This is a genomic window from Haloplanus natans DSM 17983, from assembly GCF_000427685.1.
Lineage (GTDB): Archaea > Halobacteriota > Halobacteria > Halobacteriales > Haloferacaceae > Haloplanus > Haloplanus natans.
In genome coordinates, this window is the sequence record NZ_KE386573.1 from 1,568,447 (window position 1) to 1,581,720 (window position 13,274).

Sequence of the window (13,274 nt, forward strand, 5' to 3'; positions counted from 1 at the left end):
CGTCCCTGATAAATTGTAGTGTGAGCGCACACTACTCTGGCTGGCGTGGTGCACACTCCGATCGATTCGGCGCGCCGTTGGTCCCGACTCACGACGACTCCGAGGGCGTCGACGGCCCGTCTCACACCGCCTCCCGCCCCAACCGCTCGATCGTCCCCGTGAACACGTCGATAGCGATGCGGATCGTCTCCTCGTCCACGTCGAAGGTGGGGGTGTGGTGGCCGCCGGGGTGGTCGGTGCCGACGCCGACGTAGGCGGCGAGGCCGCCCCGTTCCTGGACGTGACGCATGAGGTAGGTGGCGTCCTCGCTGCCGCCGAGGTCGTCGCTGTCGAGGACGGAGTCGACGCCCGCGACGCCGCCGGCCACGTCCGCGACCACCGCGGCGAGTTCGTCGTCGCTCTGGCCGCCCGGTGCCCGGCCCGCGTACTCCACGTCGACCTCGCAGTCGTGCATCTCGGCGGCTGACCGGAGAACCCGCCCCGCGTGGTCGTCCATGTACTCCATCAACTCGGTCGTGTCGCCGCGCACCTCGCCCTCGATGAACGCCTCCTCGGGGACGATGTTCGAGGCGGTGCCCCCGCCGACGAGGCCGGCGTTCACGCGGGTGGCTCCCTCGTCGTGACGGGGAATGGAGTAGAGGTTCTGTACGGCCGTCGCCATCGCCTGCACCGCGTTGCGGCCGCGTTCGGGGTGGCCGCCGGCGTGGGCCGACGCCCCCGAAAAGTCGGCGCGGAAGTGACTCACGGCGAGGAAGCCGTCGACGCCCGCCACCACCTCGCCGGTCGGGTGATCGAGGCCGACGTGGAGCGCGAGGAGGTGGTCCACGTCGTCCAGATGTCCACCTTCGGCCATCGGTTCGCCGCCCGACACCGTCTCCTCGCCTGGCTGGAAAAACACCTTGAGCGTGCCGGTGAAGTCGCTCTCGGCGATGGCGTCGACGACGCCGACGCCGACGGTCGCGTGGGCGTCGTGCCCACAGGCGTGCATGAAGCCCTCGTTCTCGGAGCGAAAGCCCCCGTGGGCGGGCGCGTGATCGTCGCCGTCGGCCTCGGTGATCGGGAGGGCGTCGATGTCGACCCGGAGGCCGACGGTCGGCCCCTCGCCCCGGCGGAGTACCGCGACGAGGCCGGTGTAGCCGCCAGTTAGTTTCTCGATCACGTCCTCGCGGGCGCCGGCCTCGATCGCCCGGCGTGCCCACTCGTCGAGTTCGGCGTCGTCCGGGACGCCTCGGCGATCGTCGGCGAGGACTTCGGGACCGACGTGGAGTTCGTCCAGCGGCCGGGTCTCCAGTTCGTCGACGAGGCGGGCGGTGGTGTAGAACTCCCGCCACGCGGGTTCGGGGTGTCGGTGAAGGTCGCGACGCAGATCGAGCAACTCGTCGGTGACGCTCATATCCTCCCCAAGGTGTGGCGGGTGGGATAAGTTGTCGCCCCGGTCGGGCGCGTTTCGGTTCCTTTTACTCAGTCCATCGGGCAGGTGCGACTGCATGAGCGAACACGACCTCCCTGATGATCCGCCCGACGCCTCGCGCGTCCGATTTTACGGTGGCCGGGGCATGAGTGCCCTCCCACTGGCCGTCTTCATCGTCTGGGCTATCGTCCAGAGCGGCCTCCTCGGTATCGGCGACACGTCCGGACTCGTCATCGGGATGCTCGTCGGCCTCGTCGTCGGGATGCTGTTCGTAAAGGGTAACTGGAAGAGCTATGCCGACGTCATCTTCGACGGGATGACCCAGCGCGTGGCGGCGACGGCCGTCGTGGCGTGGCTCTGGGCCGGCATGTTCGCCGACACCATCCAGGCCGGCGGCTTCGTCGACGGCCTCGTCTGGGCGTCGGCCGCCGCCAACGTCGGCGCGGGACTGTTCCCCGCACTGACCTTCATTTTCGCCGCCCTGCTGGCGACGGGCATCGGCACCGGCTACGGCACCGCCGTCGCCTTCACCAGCCTCGTCTTCCCCGCGGGCGTCCTGCTGGGCGCCGACCCCGTTCTCCTGTTCGGCGCCATCCTCTCCGGCGCCGTCTTCGGCGACAACCTCGCGCCCGTCTCCGACACCACCATCGTGAGCGCGGTGACCCAGGACGCCGACATCGGCGGGGTCGTCGCCTCGCGGTTCAAATACGCCCTCGTCGCCGCCGTCCTCGCGCTGGCGAGTTACGTCGTCGCCGGGCAGTCGATGGCGGGCGAACCGCTCGATGTGGGCACGAACGCCGCCGCGGGCGTCGGTCCCCTCGGCCTCGTCCACCTCCTCTCCATCGCCGTCGTCATCGTCACCGCCGTCCAGGGCCGTCACATCATCGAAGCCGTCTCGTGGGGGCTGATCGTCTCTATCGCGCTCAACCTCGTCCTCGGCCTCGCGCCGGCCTCTGCGATGCTCGTCTTTCGCACCACGTCCGAGTCGGGTATCGCGGCGACGCTTTCCGGACTGCCCGTCCTCGGCGCGCTGATCGAGGTGTCGCCCGACGCGTCGGCGACGGTCGGCGGCAGCCTCTACACCGGCGCGCTCGGCTTTTTCCCGCTGATCGTGCTCGTCCTCCTCATCGTCGGCGCGGCGCAGGTGATGCGCGCCGGCGGTGGCTTCGCCGCCATCGAGGAGTGGCTCCTCGACAACGTGGCGACGACGGTCCGTCGGGCCGAGACGACGATGGTCATCGGCACCGCCATCGTCAACGCGACCATCACGATCAACACGGCGGCCGAAATCGCCATCGCGCCCTTCATCCGGACGCTCGGCCAGCGGTTCAACATCAACGGCTACCGCCGCGCCAACATCCTCGACGCCAACACCTCCGCGCTCGGCTACATCTTCCCGTGGGGCGGCGGCGTCCTCGCGGGCTACGCGGCCATGATCCAACTGCCCCAGCAGTTCGACTGGTTCACCGAGGCGATGCTCGCCAACCCCGCCGCGGTGTGGCCCTACGTCTTCCACGGCTGGTTCCTCGTCGCCGTTTTCCTCGTCGCGGCGTGGACCGGCTACGGGCTGGAGTACGTCCCCGACCGGCAGAGCGAGGAGGTGGCGCGGGTATGAACGTCCGCAAACTGCTCGCGGGCTTGACGTTCCGGACGAATCGGCCGTCCTACAGCGCCGGCGACGAACTCACGGCGTTCGTCACGGGGTACGAGGACGGTGTCGCGCAGGTGCGGGTCGGCGATACGATCATCACGCTCCCGGACGCGGAGGGAGGATTGGCGGACCGACTCGTTCGCCTTCGAGTCACCGACTTCGACGCCACGGACGCGACGGGCAGTGGCGAGTTGCTGGGCGTCGTCGACGAGAACTAGTCCTTCCGGTGGCCGAGTGGCTTCTTGCGGTCGACTTCGATTTCGACGTGGACGTGGTCCGGGAAGTCCATGTGGCCGACGCGCCCGGCAACCTCGTCGTTGCCGTGGATCTCCAGTCGGCGGGTGTAGGTGGTGTAGGTCCACGACGGAAACTGGTCGCCGGGGCCGAGCGTGCGATACTGCGGGACGGTGAGTCGATCCGGCGGCGCGGAGTGGGGACCCTTGCATTCGGCGCCTTTTCGTTCGACCATCCGCTTGATGTCGGTGACGAGGGCTTCGAGGGCGTCCCGGTCGCCGCTCTGGAAGCTGAGTTTCGTGACGAAGGCCATGGTTACCCCTCCCTGCGCGCTCGACACTCATACGGTTTGCTGTAAGTCGGTACCGGGGAGTCCCGTCGATCCACCGGTACGCAATTACAGCAATCCGTACAGTGGGGGTCTCGTCCCGATCCGTCGTTTCTCGCCGACCCGTCACGGTGAGAATCGATGACCACCTCGGAGCAAAAGCGCACCCGCTCGGCCGGGCGCGGTCCAGCTTGAAATCTTTATACGTTATGACCGTTTACTGCCGGTAATGACGGTCGAAGCGACCAGTGCTGGAGCCATCCTCTTCCGCGACACCCGCGGCCACCGGGAGTATTTGCTCCTGAAGAGCCGACCGGGGGACTGGGAGTTCCCCAAAGGCGGGGTCGAAGGCGACGAGGAGCTTCAGCAGACTGCGATCAGAGAGGTTAGCGAGGAGGCTGGCATCGAGGACTTCCGACTCATCGACGGCTTCCGCGAGGAGTACGACTACGTCTTCGAGGCCGGTGGCAACACCATCCACAAGACGGTGCATCTGTTCATCGCCCGTTCGTTCGAGGCCAGTGCCGAACTCTCGAACGAACACCGCGACCTGCAGTGGCGCGACTACGACCAGGCGATCAACACCATCACGCAGGACGGCCCCCGCGACATCCTCGAACAGGCCCACGACTACCTCGACGAACTCGTCGACGAGGCCGAGGCCGCCGAGGGCGGACGGACGTATCTCGGGTAGCGATAGTGGTTATTGTAACTGCGTACCGGTGGTTCGCCGCCCCGTTCTGGCGAACCACCGGTCCTGAATTACAATACTCACTATGAGACGGGTGGCCGTCCCGTCCCCGTGGGCCGCCGAACAGCCGTCCCGACCCGTCGGGACCGGCCGACGACCCACCGTATGACCGCTCCCGGCGACACCGAGTTCGGCTTCGAACTCGTCACCTGCCGCTGGGCGGAGCGCGCGTGGCCGCCGGACCGCGAGTCGACTGCGGTACCAGTCGTCGCCCACCAACTCGGCACGCAGCGGCGGCGCTGGGACACCATCGTCGTCGAGGCCGACCCCGACGCACTCGACGCCCGCGCCGCCTTCGGCGAACGAGCGCTCGATTCCGACCTCCTGCACGTCGTCCGCAACGCCCCCACCGGGTGGGCCTGGTATCGTGACGCTCTCCCCGACCCCGGCTATCCGTGGCGCTACGTCCGCGCCGCCGTCCACCGTGCCGACGCCCGTGGCGTCGTCGAGACGCGCCGTGACGGCAACCGAATCGAGATTCGGCGGGTGGCGCCCTACCCCGACTGGGTGCGACGGATCGTCGCGATAGAGAACAAACCCGACCTATCGGCGAGCGCGGCGCGAGCGCTCGCCGACCAGCTCGCTCACGACGTGACGACGGCGCTCGCCGACGAGGTGTGGGTCGCCACCGCCGCCACGGGCGCGACGGTCGAACCCGCCCTCCTGGAGGACCTCCCCGTCGAGGCCGGCGTGTTGGCGCTCGATTTCGGCGACGCCAGCGCCGGCGACGTGCCCGAAGCGCGGGTGGCGTGGCATCCCGCGCGGCTCGACCCGACGAGCGACACGTCGCTCTCGGCCGAGGAGAAGGCCGCCAAACGCCTCGAAATCGCCGAGCGCGCGTACGGCTCCGGGTGGCGATCCTACGTCGACACGATGCGTCCGGACTGCCGGTGGTTCGAGCTCCGGGACCGGGCCGGAGCGTTCGTCCCCTGGTGTGCGGCGAAGGCCCGTCACCAGACGGCCGCGGAGTGTGCGGGCTCCTGTCCCGAGTTCCAGCCCGAACCCCCGGCGTGGCGCACCCGCGGCTGGCCCATCGAGGGCGGGCCGGGCAAGGGACTCAAGCGGCTGCTGGCGGCGCGACGACGACGACGTCGTTAGACGACTTCTACGTCCACGTCGTCGCGCTCGACGGCGAGTTTGAACGTCGGGACCGTTCGGTAGACCACCTCGACGACACCTTTCCGCCGGAGGCTCTGGAGCGCCTCGCGTACCGCGTCGACCTCGGGGTCGGCGTCGAACGCCGAGCGCACCTTCTGGAGGACGCTCACGACGCTCTCGGACCGTTCGTCGGGGCCCGCCACCACCTCGAACACCTGTGCTTCGAGTTCGGGGACGCGGATGATTTCGACGCCGTTCTCGTCGCCTTCGAGGCCGGGGTCGGCGCCCGTTAGCTCCGCCGCCTCCGGCGTCGCGCAGATGTAGCTGTCATCGTTGCGGTAGTAGTAGTCGGCCAGGTGATCCTCCAGATAGGAGTGGACCTCGCTACCGCTCTCCATCCCCCACCGCTCCTGTAGTTCCTTGTTCTTCGTCGGCTGGAGGCGGACGATGTCCGCCAGCCGCTCGCGTTCCTCCTCCGACAGTATCATCGGCCGGCGGTTCGGGCGTCCCCCATATCGGTGTTCCGCTCCGCCGCCCAGTCGACGTATCGCGCCCAGAGGACGAGGATCGACGGCAGAACGAGAATCGAGGTGAGGTAGGCGTACAGCACGCTCAGGGCGATCAACACCCCGAAGACGCCGACGGCCGGATTGAGCGCGAGCGCCAGAACGCCGACACCGAACACGGTGGTCAGCATGCTGCCGGTGAGCGCCCCGCCCGTGCCGACGACCGTCCGCCGGAGCGCGGGGTAGAGAGCGCGCTCCTCGTACTCGTCGACGAACCGGTGGACGACGTGGACGGAGTAGTCGACGCCGAGGCCGACGGCGATGGCGAGGATGGTTCCGTTGATCGCATTGAAACTGATGCCGAACGCGCGCATCGACGCGACGAGCGCGACGACGGTGACGAGAATCGGGACGACGTTGGCGACGCCGAGCGACGGCCGACCCTCCACGACCCAGTAGACGAACACCAAGAACAGCGCCGCCCCGACGAGCGTCAGGACGAGGCTCTGGATCACGGTTTCGAGGACGAGCGATAGCGCTTCGTCGAAGATGACGGCGTTACCCGTCGGCTGGGCCTCGTACGCCAGGTCCTCGGCCACGCGGTACGCGTCGTCGGTGATGGCGTCGTTCGGTTCGTCGCCGTCGACGGTGTAGACGACGAGCGCGCTGCGTCGATCCTCGCTCAGAAAGCCCGAGAGGTCGTCCTCGCCGGTCGACTCCTCCATCGCGTCGTACACCTGCGGAAGGTCGTCGTCGGGGATGCCGTTTCCGTTTCGGTCGTTGCGCTCGACGACCCGTCGCACGTCCGGGTCGGTCCGCGTCCGCGACCGGATCAGCGTCGCGATGCTCTGGGAGTCGGCGTACCGCCCGTCGCGCTCGAACGTGGGCGGGGGATCGCGCCCCGCCCGGTAGAGGCGTTCGAGGGCGGTGTCCTCCCGCATCGGCCCCTCGACGTACAGCAAGACCCTGTCCTCCTGTTCGAAGTTCTCCTCCCGGAAGTCGTCGATTTTCACGTATTCGAACTCCGCCGGTGGCCGGATGGGTTCGGGGAGGGACTGGAGATAGCCCGGCGTCTCCGCCGCGGGCTGGAAGTCGTCGGGGCTGAAGCCGGTGTCGACGCCCGTGGCGTAGACGCCGCCACCGACCGTCACGAGGAGCACGAACACCACGAACAGCGCCGGCGCGCGCTCCGCGACCGTGACGCCGCCGGCGAGGACGCGTCCCAGCGGCGACGACGCCGACCCGAACGGCGTCTGTGTGATCGTGGGGATCGGATACCGTTCCCGGAGGCGGTCGACGGTCACCTTCGTCGCCGGGACGAAGACGCCGAAGATGAGGGCGGTGAAGACGATCCCCGCCGCCGCGGTGACGCCGAAATCCCGCGTCGGCGGGAAGGCGCTGACGACGTTCGAGAGGAAGCCGATAGCGGAGGTACCCATCACGATAACGAAGGCGACGCTCACCTGGTCGGTGGTCCGTCGCATCGACTCTTCGACGCTCCGGCCCTCGACGCGCTCCTCGCGGTAGCGGTTGATCGCGTGGATGCCGAAGTCGATACCCACCGCGATCAGGATGGGAGGAACGGCGATCAGCAGGACCGCGAAGGGAATACCGACGAGGCCGATGAAGCCGAACGTCCAGATCAGCGTCATGACGATGCCCGTGAGGCCGATCAGCAGGTCGACGAGGTCACGGTACGCGACGGCCAGCATGACGACGATCAGGACGAGGGCGATGGGCAACACCACCGTCAGCGTCGTCGTCGTCGTGTCGGGCGGCGTCCCCTGGACGCGAATCGTCGACGCCGTCGCCGCACTCCCCACGAGTCGTTTCATACGATCCTCCTTGTTCGGGGGGAACTCCGACGCCCCGCCGGGGCCGCCCTCGCTGCCGGCGCCCGGCCCGGCGCGATGGGTGACCGTCGCCTCCATCGCCGACGCCGACGCCGACCCCCGGTTGAAATCCGTGCTCAGCCGCGACCGGAAGGTGCCGCGCCCGCTCTCGGCCGCCCGGCGGACGGCAGCGTCGATTTCGCCCGGAGTCGCCCGTTCGACCGCCCGAATCTGCTCGTCGAGCGTCCGCGCGCCGGGGTCGAGGCTTCGGGCCACCCGTCGGGCCGGGCTCTCCGTCTCTTCGACCCGGAGGGGGTCGCTCTCGCGGATTCGCTCCTGTGCGCGGAGCATATCGAGCAGAGCCGAGCGGGAGAGGACGTTCTGATCGCTCTGGACCAGCGTCGTCGTCGTGTTCACCCGTGAGAAACTCGTGTCGAAATCCTCCTGCACCCGCTCCAGCGCCTGGAAGGAGGGGAGTTCCTCGACGAACTGCTGTTGGCCGCTCTCGGTTTCGATGCCGCCGAGGCCGCCGGCGAACACCATCGTCGCGACGAGAAAGAGGAGGATAACCCGCCGCGAGTGATCGACGATATACCCGTCGATGCGGTCGATCAGCCACTGATAGTTCATCGGTTGGGGAGTGTCGGTCCGGTGTCGACGCCAGTGTCGCATAGTCAATCCCGAGACGGATAACTGCGACGGCGCTCGCGACAGTAGTGTTTAGATAAGCCTGTGAAACTGGGACCACCTCGAAAGCCCCGACTCCCTGGAGTCGGGGGCCTCGCTGCGGTCCTCGGCCTCCGGCCTGCGGTCCTTGCGTTGGCCGCCTTCCTCCAGCAGCGAGGGAGCAAAGCTCCCTCGGGCAATCGGGCGGCTCCGCCGCCCGATGACGAGTCGCCCCTTTCAGTCCCGCCCGGCGGCGGCCGGTTGGCCAGCCGATGCGGGTGGGACTGAAAGGGGCCGGCGTCTCGGCGAACCCGGACGACGCAAGCACCGCAACGCAGTGAGGAGCGCAGCGAGTCCTGGGAGCCGAGACGCCGGGGGCTTTCGAGGTGGTCCCGGTTTCACAGGCTTATCTAAACACTACTGTCGGGTGGCGGCCACAGGTTGAAGCCCGGCCGCGCCAAGCGTGAACTATGGCGACGACGATCGACATACTCTGTTTCGACGGGGTCGAGGAACTGGACGCCGTCGGCCCGTACGAGGCGTTCGGGATCGCGGCGGCACAAGGCGCCCCGTTCGACGTATCGCTGGTGACGACGGAGGCGCGTGATCGGGTGACTGCCGCCCACGGTCTCCGTTTCGAACCCGACGGCGTCCTCTCGGTCGCGGCGCCCCCGGATCTGGTCGTCGTCCCCGGCGGCGGGTGGAACGACCGCGATTCGGCGGGCGCGTGGGCCGAGGCGGAGCGCGGCGCGATCCCGACGGCGCTTGCCGACCTTCACGACGCCGGGACGACGGTCGCCGCCGTCTGCACCGGCGGGATGTTGCTGGCGCGGGCTGGCTTGCTCGACGGCAGACGGGCGGTCACACACGCCGGCGCTCTCGACGACCTTCGCGAGGCGGGCGCCGAGGTGGTCGACGCCCGGTACGTCGACGACGGTGACGTGCTCACCGCCGGCGGCATCACCGCGGGATTGGATCTGGCGCTCCACCTGATCGAGCGACTGGCGGGCGCCGAGGCGGCCGCCGACGTGGCGACCCACATGGAGTACGACCGGCAGGCGTAGTCGTCCGCGGACGGGCCGGCGTACCTGCACGGTGGGCGGTGACGGCCGGAACTGAGTTCTGGCGGTCGTCTCACACCCGCGTCAGCATCGCCAGCCGCCCAGCAAAGCGCCGCGACGGCGACGCCAGCGGCGCCCATGACGAACAGCAGGAGGGTGTAGCCGAGCATCGTCACGGTGTGGCGACGCCGACGAGGGTTCGCGAGAGGTCGAATTCGGCGCGAAGAAACGCCGTCGCGACGAAGATAGCCTAAAAACAGAGGCTGGCGACCGTCCGCCACCCGGCGACCAGTCCCACGCCGTGCCAACCACGCATTCGTCGAGTGATCCGCCGGCCCAACGGAAGACCCTAGCCATCCGCTCGCTCCGGTGTGGGAGCCGTTATCGTACGGTTCCTCAAAGCTTAACAGCGTCCCGATACATCCTACGTGTGGAGGTTATATCATGAGCTACGAACTCGATCCACTGCCGTACGACTACGACGCTCTCGAACCGCACATCTCCGAGCAGGTGCTGACCTGGCATCACGACACCCACCATCAGGGCTACGTGAACGGCTGGAACAGCGCCGAGGAGACGCTCGAGGAGAACCGCGAGTCGCACGACTTCGGCTCCTCCGCCGGCGCCATCCGGAACGTAACCCACAACGGCTGTGGGCACATCCTGCACGACCTGTTCTGGAACTGCATGTCGCCGGAGGGTGGCGACGAGCCGAGCGGTGCCCTCGCCGACCGGATCGAGGAGGACTTCGGCTCCTACGAGGCCTGGAAGGGTGAGTTCGAAGCCGCGGCGGGTGCGGCCAGCGGCTGGGCACTCCTGGTGTACGACAGCTTCTCCAATCAGCTTCGCAACGTCGTCGTCGACAAGCACGACCAGGGCGCGCTCTGGGGTAGCCACCCCATCCTCGCGCTCGACGTCTGGGAGCACTCGTACTACCACGACTACGGTCCGGCCCGCGGCGACTTCGTCGATAACTACTTCGATGTCGTCGACTGGTCCGAGCCGAGCGCCCGCTACGAGCAGGCCGTCGAACTCTTCGAGTAACTGCGGCCGTCGGCACGCGACGACTCGGCCGATCCGACATTTCTTTCGCACCTACCCGACAGCGGTGCTGATGCCGGTATCCACCCGTCCGTTTCGACGTGCCAACCAGACGGCACAAGCCGGTCAACCGCGTATCGCGTGGCGTGACCCCCCGACTCTCCCGTCGCCGCTTCGTCGCCGTCGCGAGCGTCCTGACCGCCGGCCTTGCGGGCTGTGCAGGTGGTGACAGTGACGCGACGCCGACGGCAACGCCAACCGCATCGGCGACGGCTACCGCCGCCCGCACCGACCCCGCGTCAGTCCCCGACGACGCCTCCTGTGCGGTCTGTAACATGGTTCCCGCGAACTTCGCCGACTACAACGCCCAGTTGACCGTCGAGGGGGGCGGTCGCGTCTTTTTTTGTTCGTCGGGCTGTCTGGGCGCGTACTACGTCGATCCAGGTCACTTCGCGCCGTCCCACGAAGGGGCGACGTTCGCGGGAATCTGGGTGCACGATCACGAAACGACGGACCTGATCGACGCTACGGCGGCGTGGTTCGTCCGCGAGACGAACGCCGACCGGGTGGACGATCCGATGCGACGCAACCCGCTTCCTTTCGCCGACCGGGCCGACGCCGAGGCGTACGTCGCCGAGTACGACGGCCTCACCGACGCGGCCATCCTCCGGTTGACCGACTTCGATATGGAACTGGCGGGGTTCTACCGCGGTCGCTTCTTCGAGTAGTTCGACACCGTTTACGTGCGTCCCCGCCTACCGGCGCCCATGCCCCGACCGAAAGACGCGTTCGACGGGATCTACCCCTGTGACTTCTATACGCCCGAGGAGTTGCTCGACGCCGACCAGATGTACACCATCTACGAAATCGCCCGGCTGTTACAGGGCCTCGAACCGGACGCCGACGTCGACGAGGGGACCGAGGCCGTCCTCGTCGACTGGGCGGTTCCCTGGGTGATGAAAAACGCCGCCGATCTGGTGGTCGGCGAACCGCCGACCGACGAGGACCCGGGCTACTACGGGTTGAAAACGGACTAGGACTGCCGCGCCGCCCGCGCCGCGTACTCGACCGTCTCGTACGCGCCGTCGGTCACGCTCGGCCCGTGACCGGTGTGGAGGGCGGCGAGATCAGAGTCGAGGCGTTCGAGAAGTCGGTCGATGCTCCGGATCAGCGTCGCCCGGTCCCCTTCATCCAGATCCGTCCGACCGAACGAGCCTCCGGCGAAGACCAGGTCACCCGCGAAACAGACCTTCGCGTCGGCCGCGTAGAGACAGACGTGGTCGTCCTTGTGGCCGGGCGTGTGGAGGACCCGGTAGTCGTCGTCGCCCAGTCGGACCGTCCCGCCGAGTTCGTCGTCGACGGCGGGGTGGCTGGGGTCGTAGCCGACCGTCTCGACGCCGAACGACTCGCGGACTGCGTCGACGTTGCCGACGTGGTCGCGGTGGGTGTGGGTGAGGACGACGGTGTCGAGGCCGTCGACCCGTTCCTCGATCCGCGAGACGACGTCGAAGTTGGCGCCGGTGTCGACGAGCGCCGTCCGGTCGCCGGTCACGAGGAAGACGTTGCTCGTAAATGCCTGCACGCCGGCTGCGAGATTCCCGATGGTGTCCATACGCGGACCTATCGGCGCGGAGGGCTTTACATTGTCCAATACGTTTAGGTGGGCCGGCGCCCCCGTCGAACGCATGGAGGTCACACTACTGGAAGCGACGCCCGATCCGGAGCGAGTGGTCTGTTCGGCGGCGCGAAACGACTATCTCACGGAGTTCGTCGGCGACATCCCGTTCGCGGAGGCGATGGACGGTATCGAGGGGGAGGACATCGAGGAAAAAAAGCGGACGCTCATCGGCCACCTGCTCGATCACGGTCACTTCGGGCCGTTCGAACACCCGCAGGCCACGTTCGCGATCGAGGGCGTCAGCCGGTCGTGTATGGCCCAGATCACCCGACACAGACACGTCAGCTTCGATATTCAGAGTATGCGCTACGTCTCCTTCGACGACGTGGACCCCGACGACGTGGAGGACGGCACGATGGTCGTGACGCCGCCCTCGGCGATAGATCCCGACTGGATCGGCCGGAACCAGTCGAGCGGCGCCGTCGACGAGGAGACGGTCGCGGAGCGCGAACGGGTCTTCCGCGAGTCGGTGCGGGAGTCCGTCGAATCGTATCAGGAACTCCTCGATCTGGGAATGCCGCCCGAAGACGCCCGCTTCGTCCTCCCCATCGGCACCGAGGTCAACATCGTCATGTCGCTGAACGCCCGGATGCTGATGCACGTCGCCGACATGCGCGCCGCCGCCGACAGCCAGTGGGAGATACGCGAGATGACCGAGGACATCCTCGACCTGGCCGCCGAGTGGTGCCCACTCACCTTCGAACACTACGAGAAGCACATGAAAGGCCGGAAGAACCGCCTCGCGCCGTAGCGACCTGTCACTACCACAACTACTATCCATCCATGTGTGGTACTGTCAAGCATGGCCGAACGACCCGTTACGACCGGCGAAACACACGTCGTCGCAATCGAGGAGCTCGGTTCGGAGGGCGACGGCGTCGGCTACGTCGACGACTTCGCGGTCCTCGTCGGTGACGCGACCCTTGGGGAGACGGTGCAGGTGAAGATCACGGACGTGGACTCGACCTTCGCGCGCGGCGAGGTGGTCGGCGCCGAGTTCGGCTACGAGTAGCACCC

Annotated in this window: 15 protein-coding genes; 10 read left to right on the forward strand and 5 right to left on the reverse strand. The window is 67.8% G+C overall.

Annotated features, from left to right (window positions below; all coding sequences use genetic code 11):
- Positions 1–121: 121 nt before the first annotated feature.
- Complete coding sequence (locus tag HALNA_RS10210; RefSeq protein ID WP_049936278.1) at positions 122–1,393, reverse strand: amidohydrolase; 1,272 nt, start codon at positions 1,391–1,393, stop codon at positions 122–124.
- Between the two features lie 94 nt (positions 1,394–1,487).
- Between HALNA_RS10210 and HALNA_RS10215 the strand changes: the two genes are divergently transcribed.
- Entirely contained in the window at positions 1,488–3,026 is a 1,539-nt protein-coding gene (locus HALNA_RS10215; RefSeq protein ID WP_049936279.1) for a Na+/H+ antiporter NhaC family protein, read from the forward strand.
- Positions 3,023–3,280: a DUF7513 family protein gene (locus HALNA_RS10220; RefSeq protein ID WP_049936280.1), complete on the forward strand. Its 258-nt coding sequence runs from the start codon at positions 3,023–3,025 to the stop codon at positions 3,278–3,280. Before HALNA_RS10215 ends, HALNA_RS10220 begins: the two co-directional genes overlap by 4 nt.
- Here the strand turns inward: HALNA_RS10220 and HALNA_RS10225 are convergent.
- Complete coding sequence (locus HALNA_RS10225; protein ID WP_049936281.1) at positions 3,277–3,609, reverse strand: uS10/mL48 family ribosomal protein; 333 nt, start codon at positions 3,607–3,609, stop codon at positions 3,277–3,279. The genes HALNA_RS10220 and HALNA_RS10225 overlap by 4 nt on opposite strands.
- 244 nt (positions 3,610–3,853) lie before the next feature.
- On the opposite strand from HALNA_RS10225, the gene HALNA_RS10230 reads away from it, so the two are divergent.
- Complete coding sequence (locus HALNA_RS10230) at positions 3,854–4,318, forward strand: bis(5'-nucleosyl)-tetraphosphatase (RefSeq protein WP_049936282.1); 465 nt, start codon at positions 3,854–3,856, stop codon at positions 4,316–4,318.
- 162 nt (positions 4,319–4,480) lie between these two features.
- A complete protein-coding gene (locus HALNA_RS10235) occupies positions 4,481–5,473 on the forward strand; it encodes a DUF5787 family protein (protein ID WP_049938030.1) in 993 nt (330 codons plus the stop codon).
- Here the strand turns inward: HALNA_RS10235 and HALNA_RS10240 are convergent.
- Together HALNA_RS10240 and HALNA_RS10245 are read right to left on the reverse strand one after the other, a co-directional pair.
- A complete protein-coding gene (locus HALNA_RS10240; RefSeq protein ID WP_049936283.1) occupies positions 5,470–5,961 on the reverse strand; it encodes a DUF5797 family protein in 492 nt (163 codons plus the stop codon). The genes HALNA_RS10235 and HALNA_RS10240 overlap by 4 nt on opposite strands.
- Positions 5,958–8,441, reverse strand: a complete 2,484-nt coding sequence (locus HALNA_RS10245; RefSeq protein WP_084509977.1) for an efflux RND transporter permease subunit — start codon at positions 8,439–8,441, stop codon at positions 5,958–5,960. Before HALNA_RS10245 ends, HALNA_RS10240 begins: the two co-directional genes overlap by 4 nt.
- Positions 8,442–8,947: 506 nt before the next feature.
- Between HALNA_RS10245 and HALNA_RS10250 the strand changes: the two genes are divergently transcribed.
- From HALNA_RS10250 to HALNA_RS10265, 4 genes are all read left to right on the forward strand, one after another.
- Positions 8,948–9,541: a DJ-1/PfpI family protein gene (locus HALNA_RS10250; protein WP_049936284.1), complete on the forward strand. Its 594-nt coding sequence runs from the start codon at positions 8,948–8,950 to the stop codon at positions 9,539–9,541.
- Positions 9,542–9,982: 441 nt separating this feature from the next.
- Complete coding sequence (gene sod, locus HALNA_RS10255; RefSeq protein WP_049936285.1) at positions 9,983–10,582, forward strand: superoxide dismutase; 600 nt, start codon at positions 9,983–9,985, stop codon at positions 10,580–10,582.
- A 143-nt stretch (positions 10,583–10,725) separates the two neighbouring features.
- Complete coding sequence (locus tag HALNA_RS10260; RefSeq protein WP_049936286.1) at positions 10,726–11,307, forward strand: nitrous oxide reductase accessory protein NosL; 582 nt, start codon at positions 10,726–10,728, stop codon at positions 11,305–11,307.
- A gap of 39 nt (positions 11,308–11,346) precedes the next feature.
- Positions 11,347–11,616, forward strand: coding sequence for a DUF5827 family protein (locus HALNA_RS10265; protein ID WP_049936287.1), 270 nt, complete (start codon positions 11,347–11,349; stop codon positions 11,614–11,616).
- Here the strand turns inward: HALNA_RS10265 and HALNA_RS10270 are convergent.
- On the reverse strand, positions 11,613–12,191 hold the full coding sequence (locus HALNA_RS10270) for an MBL fold metallo-hydrolase (RefSeq protein WP_049936288.1): 579 nt from the start codon (positions 12,189–12,191) through the stop codon (positions 11,613–11,615). The two genes, HALNA_RS10265 and HALNA_RS10270, sit on opposite strands and share 4 nt — an antisense overlap.
- 73 nt (positions 12,192–12,264) lie before the next feature.
- Here HALNA_RS10270 and thyX point away from each other — a divergent pair, with 73 nt between their 5' ends.
- Together thyX and HALNA_RS10280 are read left to right on the forward strand one after the other, a co-directional pair.
- The gene (thyX, locus tag HALNA_RS10275) at positions 12,265–13,008 is read left to right on the forward strand and encodes an FAD-dependent thymidylate synthase (protein WP_049936289.1); all 744 of its coding nucleotides are present in this window, start codon (positions 12,265–12,267) and stop codon (positions 13,006–13,008) included.
- Between the two features lie 51 nt (positions 13,009–13,059).
- Entirely contained in the window at positions 13,060–13,269 is a 210-nt protein-coding gene (locus tag HALNA_RS10280; protein ID WP_049936290.1) for a TRAM domain-containing protein, read from the forward strand.
- The last annotated feature ends 5 nt before the right edge of the window (positions 13,270–13,274 follow it).

What these genes read in the sequence shown, in the direction of transcription:
- HALNA_RS10240 (WP_049936283.1), bottom strand. Translation starts at nt 5,961, where the DNA reads ATGATACTGTCGGAGGAGGAACGCGAGCGGCTGGCGGACATCGTCCGC.
- HALNA_RS10215 (WP_049936279.1), top strand. Translation starts at nt 1,488, where the DNA reads ATGAGCGAACACGACCTCCCTGATGATCCGCCCGACGCCTCGCGCGTC.
- HALNA_RS10210 (WP_049936278.1), bottom strand. Translation starts at nt 1,393, where the DNA reads ATGAGCGTCACCGACGAGTTGCTCGATCTGCGTCGCGACCTTCACCGA.
- HALNA_RS10235 (WP_049938030.1), top strand. Translation starts at nt 4,481, where the DNA reads ATGACCGCTCCCGGCGACACCGAGTTCGGCTTCGAACTCGTCACCTGC.
- HALNA_RS10270 (WP_049936288.1), bottom strand. Translation starts at nt 12,191, where the DNA reads ATGGACACCATCGGGAATCTCGCAGCCGGCGTGCAGGCATTTACGAGC.
- HALNA_RS10265 (WP_049936287.1), top strand. Translation starts at nt 11,347, where the DNA reads ATGCCCCGACCGAAAGACGCGTTCGACGGGATCTACCCCTGTGACTTC.
- HALNA_RS10220 (WP_049936280.1), top strand. Translation starts at nt 3,023, where the DNA reads ATGAACGTCCGCAAACTGCTCGCGGGCTTGACGTTCCGGACGAATCGG.
- HALNA_RS10225 (WP_049936281.1), bottom strand. Translation starts at nt 3,609, where the DNA reads ATGGCCTTCGTCACGAAACTCAGCTTCCAGAGCGGCGACCGGGACGCC.
- HALNA_RS10250 (WP_049936284.1), top strand. Translation starts at nt 8,948, where the DNA reads ATGGCGACGACGATCGACATACTCTGTTTCGACGGGGTCGAGGAACTG.
- HALNA_RS10245 (WP_084509977.1), bottom strand. Translation starts at nt 8,441, where the DNA reads ATGAACTATCAGTGGCTGATCGACCGCATCGACGGGTATATCGTCGAT.
- sod (WP_049936285.1), top strand. Translation starts at nt 9,983, where the DNA reads ATGAGCTACGAACTCGATCCACTGCCGTACGACTACGACGCTCTCGAA.
- thyX (WP_049936289.1), top strand. Translation starts at nt 12,265, where the DNA reads ATGGAGGTCACACTACTGGAAGCGACGCCCGATCCGGAGCGAGTGGTC.
- HALNA_RS10280 (WP_049936290.1), top strand. Translation starts at nt 13,060, where the DNA reads ATGGCCGAACGACCCGTTACGACCGGCGAAACACACGTCGTCGCAATC.
- HALNA_RS10230 (WP_049936282.1), top strand. Translation starts at nt 3,854, where the DNA reads ATGACGGTCGAAGCGACCAGTGCTGGAGCCATCCTCTTCCGCGACACC.